15 protein-coding genes, 1 tRNA gene and 1 riboswitch are annotated in these 14527 nt (G+C 61.8%); of the genes, 1 reads left to right on the top strand and 15 read right to left on the bottom strand.

Annotated features, from left to right (window positions below; all coding sequences use genetic code 11):
- Positions 1 to 25: 25 nt before the first annotated feature.
- Positions 26 to 2188, bottom strand: coding sequence for an ATP-binding cassette domain-containing protein (locus tag L9O85_RS05700; RefSeq protein WP_301579827.1), 2163 nt, complete (start codon positions 2186 to 2188; stop codon positions 26 to 28).
- An 82-nt stretch (positions 2189 to 2270) separates the two neighbouring features.
- Positions 2271 to 2879 carry a TetR/AcrR family transcriptional regulator gene (locus L9O85_RS05695; RefSeq protein ID WP_301579826.1) on the bottom strand — a complete coding sequence of 203 codons (609 nt, stop codon included), beginning with the start codon at positions 2877 to 2879 and terminating at the stop codon, positions 2271 to 2273.
- A gap of 120 nt (positions 2880 to 2999) precedes the next feature.
- On the opposite strand from L9O85_RS05695, the gene L9O85_RS05690 reads away from it, so the two are divergent.
- A complete protein-coding gene (locus L9O85_RS05690; RefSeq protein WP_346015908.1) occupies positions 3000 to 4613 on the top strand; it encodes a recombinase family protein in 1614 nt (537 codons plus the stop codon).
- Positions 4614 to 4957: 344 nt separating this feature from the next.
- Here L9O85_RS05690 and L9O85_RS05685 read toward each other — a convergent pair.
- The 13 genes from L9O85_RS05685 to spoIIIAC all read right to left on the bottom strand — a co-directional run bounded on the left by L9O85_RS05685 (position 4958) and on the right by spoIIIAC (position 14433).
- Positions 4958 to 5031 (bottom strand) — tRNA-Gln (locus tag L9O85_RS05685).
- A 56-nt stretch (positions 5032 to 5087) separates the two neighbouring features.
- Entirely contained in the window at positions 5088 to 5741 is a 654-nt protein-coding gene (locus tag L9O85_RS05680; RefSeq protein ID WP_301579824.1) for a toprim domain-containing protein, read from the bottom strand.
- A 36-nt stretch (positions 5742 to 5777) separates the two neighbouring features.
- The gene (gene holA, locus L9O85_RS05675; RefSeq protein ID WP_277117935.1) at positions 5778 to 6845 is read right to left on the bottom strand and encodes a DNA polymerase III subunit delta; all 1068 of its coding nucleotides are present in this window, start codon (positions 6843 to 6845) and stop codon (positions 5778 to 5780) included.
- Positions 6846 to 6874: 29 nt separating this feature from the next.
- Positions 6875 to 9160 (bottom strand): DNA internalization-related competence protein ComEC/Rec2, encoded by a 2286-nt coding sequence (locus tag L9O85_RS05670; protein ID WP_301579821.1) that lies wholly within the window; start codon positions 9158 to 9160, stop codon positions 6875 to 6877.
- 39 nt (positions 9161 to 9199) lie between these two features.
- Positions 9200 to 9823 carry a folate family ECF transporter S component gene (locus L9O85_RS05665; protein ID WP_050624541.1) on the bottom strand — a complete coding sequence of 208 codons (624 nt, stop codon included), beginning with the start codon at positions 9821 to 9823 and terminating at the stop codon, positions 9200 to 9202.
- An 81-nt stretch (positions 9824 to 9904) separates the two neighbouring features.
- A riboswitch (THF riboswitch) is annotated at positions 9905 to 10026 on the bottom strand.
- Between the two features lie 132 nt (positions 10027 to 10158).
- Complete coding sequence (locus tag L9O85_RS05660) at positions 10159 to 10548, bottom strand: Asp23/Gls24 family envelope stress response protein (protein WP_050624540.1); 390 nt, start codon at positions 10546 to 10548, stop codon at positions 10159 to 10161.
- A 222-nt stretch (positions 10549 to 10770) separates the two neighbouring features.
- A complete protein-coding gene (locus tag L9O85_RS05655; RefSeq protein WP_170116235.1) occupies positions 10771 to 10932 on the bottom strand; it encodes a hypothetical protein in 162 nt (53 codons plus the stop codon).
- A gap of 217 nt (positions 10933 to 11149) precedes the next feature.
- Positions 11150 to 11761: a SpoIIIAH-like family protein gene (locus tag L9O85_RS05650; RefSeq protein ID WP_108981414.1), complete on the bottom strand. Its 612-nt coding sequence runs from the start codon at positions 11759 to 11761 to the stop codon at positions 11150 to 11152.
- Between the two features lie 27 nt (positions 11762 to 11788).
- Complete coding sequence (locus tag L9O85_RS05645; protein WP_108981415.1) at positions 11789 to 12298, bottom strand: stage III sporulation protein AG; 510 nt, start codon at positions 12296 to 12298, stop codon at positions 11789 to 11791.
- Positions 12295 to 12786: a hypothetical protein gene (locus L9O85_RS05640; RefSeq protein WP_050624537.1), complete on the bottom strand. Its 492-nt coding sequence runs from the start codon at positions 12784 to 12786 to the stop codon at positions 12295 to 12297. The genes L9O85_RS05645 and L9O85_RS05640 overlap by 4 nt, the downstream gene beginning before the upstream one ends.
- The gene (locus L9O85_RS05635) at positions 12783 to 13853 is read right to left on the bottom strand and encodes a stage III sporulation protein AE (protein WP_301579816.1); all 1071 of its coding nucleotides are present in this window, start codon (positions 13851 to 13853) and stop codon (positions 12783 to 12785) included. Before L9O85_RS05635 ends, L9O85_RS05640 begins: the two co-directional genes overlap by 4 nt.
- Positions 13850 to 14227, bottom strand: a complete 378-nt coding sequence (locus L9O85_RS05630) for a SpoIIIAC/SpoIIIAD family protein (RefSeq protein WP_242850337.1) — start codon at positions 14225 to 14227, stop codon at positions 13850 to 13852. Before L9O85_RS05630 ends, L9O85_RS05635 begins: the two co-directional genes overlap by 4 nt.
- 11 nt (positions 14228 to 14238) lie before the next feature.
- Positions 14239 to 14433: a stage III sporulation protein AC gene (gene spoIIIAC / locus L9O85_RS05625; RefSeq protein WP_050624534.1), complete on the bottom strand. Its 195-nt coding sequence runs from the start codon at positions 14431 to 14433 to the stop codon at positions 14239 to 14241.
- Positions 14434 to 14527: the final 94 nt, after the last annotated feature.

Here is a 14527-nt window from a genome sequence, read left to right as displayed (position 1 = left end):
TGTTTGAACGTCGCAGAGACGGCGATCACAGGATAAGGCCGGCGGCGATCGATGCTGCCAGCAGGACACAGAACACAGCATCCCACGCAGAAAACCGAAGCGACAGATAGTTGCTTTTACGGCGGGTTAAGTCGATGCCCCGTGTTTCGGCGGAGGCGGACAGCGTCTCGGCAATGCGGATGACCCGCAGCGCCATGGGAACGGTCAGAATTTCCAGATACGATGGTAGCGCACGCAGCTTTTGCCACGGCGTCACAAATGCGCCACGGGTGCGGATGGATTGCCGCAGTAGCTTCATGTCTCCCGACAGAACGGGGAAGAAGCGGAAGATCACGGCTACGATCATAATGAGCCGTTCCGGCAGGTGCAGATTACGCAGCGCCGCCAGGGTACGGCTGGCTTCATTCCGCCCAATCAGCGTCCGCATGGAAATGCCAACGGCAATGATACGCGGGAACAGCACCAGCATAAAGGAAAACACCGTGCCCGGCAGCATGGCGTTAGCCGCCCACAGCACCCCAAAGCTTATGCCGCCCGCGATTGCCGTTCCGAGCCATCCGTCAGTTGCGGTCAGCAAGATCAGTGCCGCATAACAGGCATAGACAAGGTGATTGTTTGCCGTGGAGATCACGACCAACAGGGCCAGCCAGTAAAGCAGCTTCGTTGCCGGGTGGAATCGTTCTTTATGCTGTTTTTTCGCAGGAGCATCGGAAGGATGGAAGCGCTCCATATATTGCCGTACCGCTTGCAAATCACGTTCCGAATGAACGGGAAATTCTGCCTCTGCATGTCCATCCGACAGCCCGATGCAGCGGTCACACGCACCTGCAATCAGCTCCAGATCATGGGTGATGATGAGAACCGTCTTTTCCTTCCGCATTTCCCGGATCAGCGCCGCGCACCGCTCCAGACTTTCCGCGTCCTGTCCTGCTGTCGGCTCGTCCAGTATGACGATCGGCTTGTCGGACAGATACGCCATCATCAGCGCCAGACGCTGCATCTGCCCGCCGGAGAGGGAAAAGGGATGCCGGTCGCGGCAGTCCCACATATCCATACTTTTCAGCAGCGCTTCCGTTTTTGCTTCAAACTCCGGTGTCACCGCATGGCCGTATTGCAGTTCGTGCAGGACGGAGTTGGTGAAGAACTGAAACTCTGCTTCCTGTAGGATGAACAGCACCTGCTTTTGCAGACCCTTAGGCTTTCGCGCTTTGCCGTACAGGAATATCTGCCCGCCGGAGGGATCGTAAAGCCCCGCAATCAGCTTGCCGATGGTCGTTTTGCCACAGCCGTTTGCGCCCACAAGGCCGACGATCTCATGCTCACGGACGGAAAAGCTGACACCAGAGAGGGTATCTCCGGCCTTCCTGCCGTATGTATAGCGGACATCTGAGACGGCAAGCGCCGTCGGCGCGGTTTTCGGTAGCAGCTCTTTCTCCGGCACGGTGATCTCCGCAAGGTCGAGCGTGCGCAGAGAAAGTGTTTGTCTCTGCTCCGCCGGGAACACCTTCGCCTCTGCGGCAGTGGATTTTCCTTTGATCTCGCCGTCTGCCATGATCCAATATTCATCGGCAATATCTGTAAGATAATAGAGTCGATGCTCACTGAGCAGCAGCGTTTTGCCCTGCCTTTTCAGTGCCAGCAGAATCTCCTTTAACTGTTGCGTGGCTGCAAAGTCCAGGTTGGCCGTTGGCTCGTCAAGGAGAAAAATATCTGTGTCCATGGCCCACGCGGACAAGATGGAGATGAGCTGTCGCTCGCCGCTGGACAACTCGTAGACATTGCGATCCTTCAGCCGCTCCAGATGAAACACACGGAAGGCCTCCTCCACCCGCTGACGGATGGTTTCCTGCGGCAAGCCGAGATTCTCCAGCCCGAAGGCCACTTCATTAGAGCTGTTCACGGTAAAAAACTGACTTCGCGGATCCTGAAACACAGAAGCCGCCAGCTCGCCGATCTCGCCGATACGCAGTCCGGCGGTGTCCTGCCCGTTCAGGCGGCAAAAGCCTTTTAGCTCTCCCTCGTAAAACTGCGGTATCAGTCCGTTGATGCACCGCAGCAGCGTGGATTTTCCGCATCCGCTGCCTCCGCAGATCACCACACAGCGTCCCGCCGGGATGCTGCCGCCGACTTTTTGCAAGGTGGGCTGCTTTTCTTCTGCATATTGAAATTCAAATTCAAAATCTATCATCGTAAACCCTTCCATTGGTTAGCTATCTCTAACTGATGCCCGTAAGAAATGGGCGCACGCACCGCCCATTTTCTTTGCCAATTTAATTCAGGCTGTCACATAACTGCCGCCAACCGGCGTTGGTAAAATCAAGGACCGCCTGTAAGCAGGTAAGCATTCTACCTTCCTCCATGTGCCGATCCAGCAGCTGGCGGAAGTACCAGAACTGGGAGCCCATCAAAAGGCGGATCGCATCGGCATTTGGCGCTTTCCCATAGATATGCGAAAAGAACTCCACCGTTTGTTCCGCTTTTTGATCCATTAGTTTATGCAGCACGGTTTCCATGGAGCTGCCATCACTGCGGCAGAAAAATAAAGTGCAGTCATTGCAGTGCTCGGTCAGCAGTTGAAAATATACCTGTTCTTCGGCGTTTATGGCGCGGAGGATATCCTCCGGCTGCGCGCTGCACTTTGCTTTTTCGTATTCTTCAGCGATGGGCGCAAATAAGGCCTTCATCGTCTCAAAAAAATCCTGAAGCAGACTGGCAAACAACGCGTCTTTATTCTTGTATCTTGTGTAGATTGCCCCCGTAGTAACACCGGCTTTTTCGGCGATCTTGTGCAGAGAGGCTTTCTGAAAGCCGTAAGCAAGAAATTCCGAATAAGCAGCCTGAATGATCCCATCATCCAGGGAATGATCCCTATTGGCCATGTCTTCACTCCTCTGCGCCTAAATAATAACGTCATTATCGATAACGGTATTATTATAGCGTTCTTTTTGCTGCTTGTCAATGCGAATTGCACACTCCGTTACAAAAACATACCTTGACAAATCTCGTCTCAAAAGCTGTTTCTGGAGAAGTACGCGGCAGACAATGGATTTGAGAACACCCTATTCCTGTCTGACGACGGATACTCCGGGACCAACTTCGACCGGCCCGCGTGGAAGAAAATCGTGGAGATGATCGAGGACGGTGAGGTGGAGACCCTGATCGTCAAGGATCTCAGCCGGCTGGGACGGGAGTACCTGCAGGTGGGACAGCTGACGGAACTCTATTTTCCAGAGAAGGGCGTCCGGTTCATCGCAGTCAACGACGGAGTGGATTCCCTGGTGGAGAGCAGCAACGACTTCAACCCCATCCGCAACTGGGCCAACGAGCTCCACGCCAAGGACACCAGCAAAAAGGTGCGGGCCATCAAGCGGATGCAGGCGGAGCGCGGGGAGCGTTCTGGCTCCAAACCACCCTACGGCTACAAGAAGAAGGATCAGGACTCCAAGGAGATCGTACCAGATGAGGTGACTGCCCCTGTAATACGGCGGATCTTTGAACTGTGTGCCGCTGGGAAGGGGCCCAACCAGATCGCCAGAATCCTGACCAGAGAGCAGATCCTGAACCCGACCAACCAGTACTACCAAGAAACTGGGAAAAACTGCAACCACCTGGACACGACCCGCCCATATAGCTGGAGCGGCAAAACAGTAGCAAATATTCTGGAGAACATCGTCTACCTCGGCCACACGCTCTCACTGCAGCGAACAACGCTCTCCTACAAGAACAAAAAGCAGATCCGCAGACCAGAGAGTGAGCAGATCCTGGTGAAGAATACCCACGCTCCGCTGATATCTCAAGAGCTGTGGGACATCGTGCGGGATGTACGGGCACATAAGCGCCGCCCGCCCAAGCACATGGAGGAACCTAACTTGTTCTCCGGCCTGGTCTACTGCTCCGACTGCGGACAGTATCTAACGCTCTGCCGGACGGAGAAGATGCGGGAGGATCAGTACTACTTCCGGTGTTCTACCTACGGCAAGAGAGGCAAGGATGCCTGTACACCCCATCAGATCCGAGAGGTAGACCTAAAGCAGATCGTGCTGGACGATCTGCGCAGAGTGACCCACTTCGCAAGGATGAAAGAACGGCAGTTCGCCCAGTACATCAATCAGAAAAACACCTTGGAACTGCGGCGGGAGATCAACCGTGTGCAGAAGGAGGTGGACGCCATGCGCCGCAGGAACGGGGAACTGAGCAACCTGTTCAAGCGGCTCTACGAGGACAACGTGCTGGGGCGGGTGACCAACGAGCAGTTCCGGATGCTCTCCGCCGACTACAATGCGGAGCAAAAGGAGCTGGAGTTCGCCATCCCAGCGAAGGAGGAGCAGTTGGAGCGGCTGAAAGCCTCAGTCGCCAATGTGGACGCCTTCATCGAGAAAGCCAAGCAGTACACTGCCATCGACGAACTGACGCCCCAGCTGCTGCGGCTGTTCATCCAGTGCATTGAGATCGGGGAGCGGTCGAAAAAGCACTCCCGCTCCGCTGGCCAGAGCGTTCGGATCGTGTACCGGGACATCGGCGCGCTGGACACGCCCATGTGGGAGGGCGACCACGCACCGTGCATGACCAAAGAAATCACAGAGAAAGAAGCAATCATCCGATTGCTGGCATGAAAACACAGAGGCGGACGGCTTCCGCCGTCCGCCTCTGTGCCTGAAAATTCACCCGGTTCAGAAAATGTACCTATGGGAACCATCAGAAAGCAGATGCCTTTCTTTTTGGCAGGATACGAGGATTCAAAACCCCTGGGCTGTTTACAGTTTACCTGATCAATTCCCGACCGGCTATCTGGCCGGCGGCGCTTTTGCGCCGTAAATCCGGAACTGCGTCAGCGGCGGAGAATGCGCAGGGACGGCTTCGCTACCCTCACGCATCAAAAATACCGAAGGAGGGCCCGGTCAACGGAAGCAAACCCCAAAACAAAATGCGACTTGTTGAAACAAGTCGCATTTTGTTTTGGCAGCGGGAGAAGGATTCGAACCCTCACAAACAGAGTCAGAGTCTGTCGTGCTACCCTTACACAATCCCGCTATTTCTTTGTAGCTCTCGCGAGCACGAACGTTATTATAGCAAATTGTGCGGAATTGTCAAGGGGTTTTTGGAAAATTTTTTTCTTTCTTTTCTTCCGCCTCCCGACCGGCCGCCGCGGGGGCCTCGGAAAACAGAATCTCCTCCGCCTCCCCGGCCCCGTAGCAGGCATTCAGCACCGCCAGAAGGCCGTTGGCGGTGAGGTGCTCCGGCAGCTCCAGCCGGCGCAGCAGGGCCAGGCGCCGGGCGCCGCTGTCGGGGCGGCCTGACAGCCCCGCCGCGTACAGGTCCGCCTTGGTGAGCCCCGGCGACGGGGCGCACGTCCCTCCCTCCTCCAGGAAGGTGGCCCCCGCCCGTCGGAGGGACTGGATCAGCACCTGGGGCGGCATCCCCTCCACTCCCAGTTTGCCCTCCCGGCCCCTCTGCTTCTTCCGCCGCTCCTTGCCGTACACGTCCGGGATATAGGCATGCTTCAGATACTGCCCCGGGATACAGCTCTTGATCCGGCTTCGGATCACAAAGCCCGCCCCGTCGGAGTCGGTAAGCACGATCAGCCCCCGGCGCTCGGCGGCCCGGCGCAGCAGGGCCATCTGGTCCCGGTCCTTGAAGATACCGAAGCCCGCCGTCTCCAGGATCAGGGTATCCACCACCTGGGACAGCGCGTTTTTGTCATACCGGCCCTCCACCACGACAGCCTCCCGGATGTGAAGCAATCTCCTCTCCTCCTCTCATTCGCCTGCGGACCGTTCTCAGCCCCGGGCCCCCTGCCGCCCCGCCGGCCGTGACGGAGCCGCCAGCTCCAGCAGCAGGCCGGTCAGCAACTCCTGGGCGTCCTGTCCGGTGGACTTCATGGCCAGGTCCGTCTGGCCGCAGCGGACCACCGCCCGCCGGCACCAGCTCAGGGAGAACCGGCGGGCCGAGGTCATCAGCTTGTCCGCCGGGTAGGGCTTCAGCCCCCACAGCCCCGCCACATAGGGGGCCCCCTTCCCCTTCTCGATGGCCAGCCGGGCGGAGTAGAGCTGGCGCATCTGCCGGCCCAGAGACCACATGATGCGGATGGGCGGCTCCTGCATCTGGTACAGCTCCCCCAGCACCGAGGCCGCCCGGTCGAAGTTCCCCTCACCGATGGCGTCCGTCATGCGAAACACCACCGCGTCCAGCTGGGGGGTGGCCACCGCGTCGATGTCCTCCCGGGTGATCCGCCCGCCCTTGGCATATGCCCCGATCTTCTCGATCTCCCCAATCAGATTTGTCATCAGGTCCCCGCACAGGAAGATCAAATCGCAGGCCAGACGGGTGTCGATCTCCTTGCCCAGCGCCCGGAAGCGCCGGCGCACCCAGTCCACCAGGTCCCCCTGGTCCTGCCGTGCGAAGTTGACCACCGTCCCGTTCTGCTTGATGGCCGCCGCCAGCTTGGTCCTGGCATCCCCCTTGTAGGGGATCAGGTCATAGACAAAGACCAGGCAGCAGTAGTCCGGGAGCTGGGCAAAGGCCCGTGCATACTCCTCCCGGTCCTTCTCCCCCGCCTTGAACAGGTCAAAATCCCGTACCAGCACCAGGGTCCGGGGCGCCATCATGGGCAGGCAGTCCACCGCCTCCTCCAGGCGGCGGGGGGACATCTCCCGCGCCGGGATGGTATGGAGGTTGAATTCCCCCATCCCCCCGATGAGCAGTAGCTCCTTCAGCCGCCCCAGGTAGTAGTCCCTCAGATAGGTCTCCTCCCCGTGGAAAAGATAGAGCCTCCCCGGCTCTCCCCCGGCCAGATCCTTTTTCAGCTGCTGATATCCGGCCGTATCGGCCTTCTGTTTGGGCGGCATAGCATTCCCTCCGTCTTTTCTTTGTACGCTCACCGGGTCCTCACGGTCACGGTGCCGTCCCGGTCGGTGCGATAGATCTCCGCACCCGCGCGCTCCAGCCGTTCCAGCGTCTCCGGGGCCGGGTGCCCGTAGGCGTTGTCCCGCCCCACTGAGAGGATGGCAGTCTCCGGCTGAAGGGCGTTCAGCAGGGCCTGAGAGGTGGAGGAGGCCGACCCGTGGTGGCCCGCCACCAGCAGCTCCACGTCCCGGAGCCCCGCGTGCTCCACCAGCATGCCCTCCACATCCCCGCTCATATCTCCGGTGACCAGCAGGTCCAGTCCGCCGGCGCCGGCCAGCACGGACAGCCCCAGCTCGTTGGCCTCTCCCGCTCCCAGAGGGGGATACAGCGTCAGCTGCCCCTTCTCCAGCTCCACTGTGGTATCCCGGCGGACCCACCACAGCGGGATGCCCTTCTCCTTCGCCAGCGTCAGGATCTCCCGCCGCAGGGGGCTGTCCTCCTCCACGTCCGGCAGGGCGATGGCGGACACCGACAGCCGCTCCAGCAGCTCGGGCACGCCGTTGGCGTGGTCGTCGTGGAAGTGGGTGAGCACCAGCAGATCCAGCCGGTCCCGCCCCAGCCCCTGAAGGCAGTCCGCTGCCGTGTCCCCGGGGTCGTCCGGTCCGTCCCCGCCGCAGTCCACCAGGGTGTAGTGGTCCCCCAGCCGAATCAGGACGCTCTGCCCCTGCCCCACATCCAGCACCGCCGCCGTCATATCCCCCGCCTGAAAGCTCCGGGCGTGGAACAGCAGGCTGGCGCACAGCGCAGCCAGGCAGGCACAGACAGGGGTCTTCCATCCCTTCTTCCCCCGGTACAGCAGCCCCAGGAGCAGCAGGACATAGACGAACAGCAGCCAGGCCAGATAGTAGAAGGAGCTGGTGCTCAGTGCCGAGAAGGGGGCCCGGGCCAGCCGGGGCACCACCCAGTCCAGATAACGGACAAAGGGGAGCACCGGGAGAGCCAGCACCCTGCCCAGTTCCGGCAGCACTGCCCCCGCCGCTCCAGCGATCAGCCCGCCGCTGAAGGCCGCAGACACGGCCCACAGGGTCATCAGATTAGCCAGGGGGGAGATCAGGGACAGGCTCCCGAAATAGAGGGCCGTCAACGGCGTGGTGAACACCATGGCCCCCAGGGTGGCGGACAGGGCCGCCGCCCCGAAGCGGACCAGCGCCCCCAGCAGCCGGAGCGGGATGGAGTCCTTGGGCGGCCGCTTCCACCCCCGCAGCATCCGCTCCTGGAGCCGGTCTGAAAAAAGCAGGATGCCCGCCACCGATGCAAAGGAGAGCTGAAGTCCGATATGGGCTGCGGAAAAGGGGTTCCAGGCCAGCAGGAGCATCAAGGCCAGGGCGAGGGCCGTCAGCGGGTCCCGCTCCCGCCCCAGCAGGGCGGCCAGTTGCAGCAGGATCAGCATCACCGCCGCCCGCACCACTGAGGGCGTGCAGCCGGAAATGAGCGTAAAGACCAGCACCACCCCGCAGGTGACCAGGGCGGAGCGCCGCTTTCCCCGGCCCAGCAGGCCGGAGACCAGGGCGGCCAGGAAGGACAGGTGCATCCCGGACACCGCCACCGTGTGGGACAGGCCGGTTCGCTGAAGGGAGGAGGTGTAGTGGTCGGTGAGGTTGTCCCGGTTCCCGGTGGTCAGTGCCCGGATCAGGGGCGCCGCATCCTCTGGGAAGGCGGCGTCCACCCCCTGTTTGAGCTGGTGGGCCAGCTCCGCCGGGAGATACCGCAGCGGGAGCCGCTCCGGCCGCGTCACCCGCAGTTCGCCGTAAGCCTCCGCCCGCAGAAAGATGCCCTTTGCGGTGTAGTAGGTGATCTCCTCCCCGCCGAAGGTCCGCTCTGCCAGGGTGCAGTGGGCCACCGTCTCCACCCGGTCCCCTGGCCGCAGGTCCGCCCCCTGTTCGTCCGCATAGACCAGCGTGGGCACCGGGGCCCCCGGCTCCCCGTCCGCCCGGACCAGCACTGACCAGCCGTAGTCGGTCTCCTGGGGGTACTCCATCACCGTGCCGGACAGCCGGATGGTCCTGTCGTCCAGCGCCCGGGCCGGGGCATAAAACACCGCCCCATAGGCCGCCGTCCACAGCAGTCCCAGGGCCAGCCCGCCGCAGATCAGGGCCCCTCTTACTCGTGCCCGCCCACGGAGGCACAGGAGGGCCGCGGCGCACAGCGCCGCCAGGACACAGCTCAGCGGGAGCAGCGCCCCCTCCAGCAGCGGGATGCAGTTGGCGGCAAAGACGGCCAGAGAGAAGGAGCCCGCCGCCGTTGCCAGCACCCGCACAGCCCTCTCCTCCTCTCTGTCCGCCTTTTGTCCGTTCTCTCAGATCAGGGGGAGCCGCCCCTTCTCATCCAGCTGTCTGGGGATGACCCCCATCTGCTGGAGGATGGGCAGCAGCGCCTGGAACAGTACATATATCACCAGGGTCTTGGGCAGGACGGTCACCAGGTTCTTGCCCAGGCTGGGCAGGAACCACCCCCAGTAGACCCCGCCCCGGAGCATCAGGTTCCACAGGGAGCCCATCAGGGCGTTGACCAGCAGGTTCACCACCAGGTTGGCCAGCACGATGCGCAGCACCGTGATCCGCGCCCGGTAAAAGCACAGGGCATAGACCAGCACCCCTGCCATGGTAGACAGGGTGTAGCCAGGGAAGAAATCCCCGGTGGGCTGGAGGATAAAGCCCAGGATATCCTCCACAAAGCCGAACACCAGTCCCATCACCGGCCCGCAGACCAGGGCGCACAGCGCCCGGGCCAGAAAGCCCCAGGTCATCTTGGTGTGGGCGATGGGGATGCCGGGGATGAGGGACAGCGCCCGGGCCATCGCCACCATCAGCGCCGCGAACATCAGCAGCTTCAGGCTTTTCATGGCCTGATTCCCCTCCAGCCACCAGCCGGGCTGGAGCGGGGTGCGGTACAGGGTCTTGGAACATTGGTCTCGATACATAAAGAAAACGCCTCCTTCTGCGATCCGGCAGCCCTTTCGGGATTGCCGCACAGAGGAAGCGGAGGTCCCGCCCCGGTATGCGGCAGCGGGATGCGGGATCATGCACTGCCGCGCGTCTGCGCTGTTCGTCCGGCGGACAACTCCCCGTCCCGCCGGCACTACACGGTCCCCTTTGGGACCAGCACGCATGCCCCTACTCTGCCTTTGTTTTAGTGTACCTCTTTTTCCGAAAAAAAGCAAGAAAAACCAGCGGAGGGGACACAGATCCTGCAAAAGCGGGGGGCCGATGGCTCGGCCCCCCGCTTCTGTTCCATTTTCAGCTGCGGCCGCAGAGATCAGCCGGTCTGCTGCTCCTTTTTCTCCAGGGTGATCCCGCCCACGCCCACGTTGACTGCGGCCACCGTCAGGCCGGTCATGGACTCCACGCTGCTCTTCACCGCGTCCTGCACGGCCCGTCCCACCTCGGGGATGGTGTGTCCATAGGACATCAGCACCGCCAGTTCCACCGTGACCTGCTCGTCCTCCACCTGGATATGGACTCCCTTGGTCAGGTTCTTCTTGTTGCTCAGCAGCTCCGCGATGTCGCTGCCCAGGTTGGCACTCAGCCCGCTGACTCCCTCCACCTCCAAAGCGGCGGCGGCAGCGATGCTGGCCAGGACCTCCCCGGAAATATGGATATTGCCCAGCTCGTCAGAGCGGGAGACGTACTCTCTATTCTCACTCACGGATGGTCACGCTCCTTCACGTCACAGTTTCCGCGTCTGCGGAGATCTTGTTCACTATTGTACCACAGCAGAGGCGCTTTGACAACTGAAACCTCAAAAAGTCCCTTTTGCCTTTTGAAGTGGTTTTGGATATAAATGACCTCCCACCATCAAAATCACGGAAGAAGATATGTCCACAGATAGCTGCTGCTCAATAAATTTGAAAATTTCATGGACAATACTCTAAATTTCAAATATCAGAATGGCTTGATCTGTTCCGACTGTCGACATGGCTGCCAATTTATATGTACCCTTCTTCATCATTTCTTCCGCCTTTTTTTCGATAGCCTTTGCCAGGTCTTCTGTACCGGTAGAACATTCCACGACAACTGATTTGTAAAACATCAGATCTACCCTCTCTCACAAGTTAAATTTCTTATTCTTTCGATTATGCTGCAATACGCGGGATGAAAAACAAATTTTTCTTATTTTATCATGTCTCTCTGCTTCAATCAACACATAGCGAGATCTATAGAGACATCTCACCCAGCAGAAATCAGATAAGAAAGAAGAGGGGAGCAGCGCTCCCCTCTTCTTTCTTATCCTGTTTTCCCGCGCGTCTCTACTCCACCTCAATGATCTTGATCTGGCTGGCGGTGAAGCCGGCCACCTCTGTGACGATGTCCACGATGCGGGCGGTGTCCGCCTCCGTGATGCCGCCCTCCGGCGCGGCCACCGCCAGGCTGACGCTCTCGTCCCCGATGAAGGCCACGCAGTCCGTATAGCCCTTGGCTACTACCAGGTTCTCGATCTGGGCCTCGGTGACGGTGTAGTCCGCCATGGCCTGGATGGTGTCGTTGGCCTGGTCCTTCATGGTCTGGTCTGCATCCTCCCCGGCAGCCGCCTCTTGGAGCAGGGTCAGGGCGCTGTCCCGGGCCTGCTGGCGGTTGAGGCGGGCAGTGGCGAAGTAGCTGTTGGAGGAGGACGTCTGCCCCGCCTCACCCGTGCCCGCTGTCGGGTCCTCCTGTCCGGCAGTGCCGGAGGCCCCCACCAGCGGGTCCTCCGTCTGTCCGTCCACCATGGTGGACTCCCCCAGGGTCTTTCCCGCCGCCGTCTCCTGCTCGTAGTTCCAGTTCAGATAGACCGCCGCGCACACGAACAAGGCGATGGCGGCCACCACCGCGTTCCGCTTCCAGAGCTGAGACAGGCTCACGCCCTTTCCCTTTGTCTTCATACCCATGTCCTCCTCAAATTCAAAATTTTAATTTCCTTCACAGATAGAGATGCGGTCGCTGCCCAGGCCGGTGAGGGCCGAGACCGCCTCCAGCAGCCGCAGCTGGACCGCCGGGTCGCCCCCGCCGGGACAGACCACCAGCGCCCCCTGAAACTGGGGCGTCAGAGTGTAGAGGGGCACCACCCCCTCCGTCCCCGCCCCCTGTCCCACCGTGACGGCGGAGGCGGAGGATCGCTCCCCGTCCCGCTCCACGTTCTGGGCCAGGATCTGGCGGCTGCCGCTCTTCAGGGTCAGCACCACCCGGGTCTTTCCCGCCCCCTGGATATCGGAGAGCACCTGAGACAGCTTCTCCTCAAACAACTCCAGGTCGAACTGACCTTCCCCCTCCGGCGGGCCCTGGGCCTCCTCGCTCCCCCCGGACGGACCCATGGGCAGCATCATCAGCAGCACCCCCGCCGCCATCACCAGCAGTACATACTGATACCGTTTCAGCGCCCCCTTCCAACGCTCCCGCAGCTGGGGCCAGATCTCTTTCACGGCGACTCCTCCCTTATGTATTCCTGCCGCTGCGCCGGGATGTCCAGATCACTCTGGATCTCCCGGACAAGCTGTTCCTGTTCTTCCTGGGCCAGGTCCCCCGTCACGCTGCACCTCCAGGGGAGGAACACCCCCGCCTCTTCCTGGGTGCAGGTCACCCGGACCTGACAGGTGATCCCAAGCTCCGCCGCCTTGTCCATAACATATGCGGCACACTGCTCCTCTATGACCAGCTTCATCCAGTCATTTGTATCTGTCCTCAGCCGGTCCGCCTGTTCCTCGATCTGTGCCGAATACCCGGACAGCCCGCCCTCCGCCGGCAGGGTGAGTTCCGCCGCCGGACGGAACACCGCCGCCAGCAGCACCAGTCCGCACACCAGCCGCCCCACCCGCTTGGGTCCGCCCTCCTGCATCAGCCCTTCGGCCAGGGCTGCCAGGATGGCCGCTGCCGTCACTCCCAGCAGCCACTCCCGGGCCGCATCCATCATGGCGTCACCGCCTTTACCGCCGAGGCCAGACTGACCAGCAGCATCAGGGCGCAGGCTCCGGTCATGCCCAGCACGATGCCGAAGGCCCCGCCGATACTGTCCAGAAGGTCGGACAGCCGCTTGTCAGACACCGTCCCGATCAGCGCCGCCGCCAGCTTATAGGTGAGGTAGTGAAATGCCAGCTGAAGGAAGGGGATCAGGCAGATGGCCAGGACCCCCAGCATCCCCACGATCCCCACCGTCCCCCGCAGCACGCCGGCCCCCACCAGCACGGTCTCCGCCGCGTCGGCCAGGATGCCTCCTACCACCGGGACGGCCCGAGAGATGGCCATTTTGGCTGTCTTGATCGCGGCGGCGTCGGCCGAGCCGGCGATGGCCCCGCTGGCGGTGAGATAGCCCACAAAGGCCAGCAGGACGGCGGTGAGCAGGGATGTGACCACCCATTTCAGCACCGACGCCAGCTTTTTCAGCCCCTCGTTCCCCACCGCCGCGTGGGCGGCGCACACCGCCACATAGGCGTAGACGATGGGCACCAGCAGGGTGTCGATGGCTCCGATGAGCAGGTCGGAGAACAGCACGGTGGCCCCCTGCCGCACCGCCGCCCCGGTGGCCGCTCCGGTGGCTGCGGTCAGCACCGCCACCACCGGCAGCAGCAGCCCGGCAAAGCCGTCCATCTGCTCTATGGTCTGCCGCCCCAGACCGATCATGGTCTGCATGTCGCTCACCGACAGGGCGGTCACCGCCAGGGCGCCTGCCATCTGCACCGCCTGGAGGCCCCCCTCCCGCTTTCCGGCGTACACCCCCTCCGCCAGACCGCAGAACACCGCCACCGCCAGCAGCTTCAGCCCGGTCTGGGCGCTGCGGCGCAGCAGCGCCCCCGCCTGTCCCAGGGCCTGTTCCGCCAGGCCGGACAGGCCGCCGCTCAAATCCCCGTCCGGCTCCACGCCGTAGGATTCCGCCGCCTGCCACAGCTCGTCCAGCCCCTCCACCTGCTCCGGCTCCCCCGCCGCCCTGCAGGGCATCGCCAGCAGGAGCATCACCGCCACCACTGTCAAAACCTGTTTCATCCCAGCAACTCCGCCATCATCGTCAGCACTCCCTCCGCCAGCGGGAGGGCCACCGCCAGGGCCAGGATGGTCCCGGCCACCTCCACAAAGGCCGCTGCGCCCCCCTCCCCGGCGGCCCGGCACACCTCCCCCGTCACCTTCGTCAGGATGGAGATGGCCGCCGTTTTCAGCACCGGCTCCACCAGGGTGCTGTCCAGCCCCGCCCGCCCGGCCAGTCGGCCGATGGCCTCCACCACCGAACCCAGGGCGCCGGCGGCCAGCATCAGCATCCAGCACCCCGCCGCCAGCACCAGCACCAGCGCCGCCTCCGGCGCGCCCCGCCGGATCACTGCGGCGCACAGCACTGCTGTCACCGCCAGAGCGGCGATCTGCATGATCCCCTCCATTACAGGTGGAACAGGGTCTTGACCATGGTGAACAGCTGGGCGATCTCCTGCACCACCATCATCAGCACCACCACCAGCCCCGCCAGGGTGGTCATCATGGCCTGCTCGTCCCTCCCGGCCCGGCTCAGCACCTGGTTGAGCACCGCGACCAGGATGCCGATGGCCGCGATCTTAAAAATCAAATCCACATCCAACGTCAGATCCCTCTTTTCCGCTCCTCAGTAACTGTACCGACTTGTCCCGGTTTTTTCCGTCGGAACTCCGGGCCGGCGGCAGATTCTCCACTTT

This window comes from Lawsonibacter asaccharolyticus (assembly GCF_022453915.1).
In the GTDB taxonomy this organism is placed as follows: domain Bacteria; phylum Bacillota; class Clostridia; order Oscillospirales; family Oscillospiraceae; genus Lawsonibacter; species Lawsonibacter asaccharolyticus.
Note: the sequence above shows the minus strand (reverse complement) of the source record. Positions and strands in the feature narration are given on the sequence as shown.

Bases quoted from the DNA above. Each gene is read 5' to 3' on its own strand.
- L9O85_RS05650 (WP_108981414.1), bottom strand. From the start codon at position 11,761: ATGAAGACAAAGGGAAAGGGCGTGAGCCTGTCTCAGCTCTGGAAGCGG.
- L9O85_RS05695 (WP_301579826.1), bottom strand. From the start codon at position 2,879: ATGGCCAATAGGGATCATTCCCTGGATGATGGGATCATTCAGGCTGCT.
- L9O85_RS05635 (WP_301579816.1), bottom strand. From the start codon at position 13,853: ATGAAACAGGTTTTGACAGTGGTGGCGGTGATGCTCCTGCTGGCGATG.
- L9O85_RS05665 (WP_050624541.1), bottom strand. From the start codon at position 9,823: ATGTATCGAGACCAATGTTCCAAGACCCTGTACCGCACCCCGCTCCAG.
- L9O85_RS05640 (WP_050624537.1), bottom strand. From the start codon at position 12,786: ATGATGGATGCGGCCCGGGAGTGGCTGCTGGGAGTGACGGCAGCGGCC.
- L9O85_RS05700 (WP_301579827.1), bottom strand. From the start codon at position 2,188: ATGATAGATTTTGAATTTGAATTTCAATATGCAGAAGAAAAGCAGCCC.
- L9O85_RS05630 (WP_242850337.1), bottom strand. From the start codon at position 14,227: ATGCAGATCGCCGCTCTGGCGGTGACAGCAGTGCTGTGCGCCGCAGTG.
- L9O85_RS05655 (WP_170116235.1), bottom strand. From the start codon at position 10,932: ATGTTTTACAAATCAGTTGTCGTGGAATGTTCTACCGGTACAGAAGAC.
- holA (WP_277117935.1), bottom strand. From the start codon at position 6,845: ATGCCGCCCAAACAGAAGGCCGATACGGCCGGATATCAGCAGCTGAAA.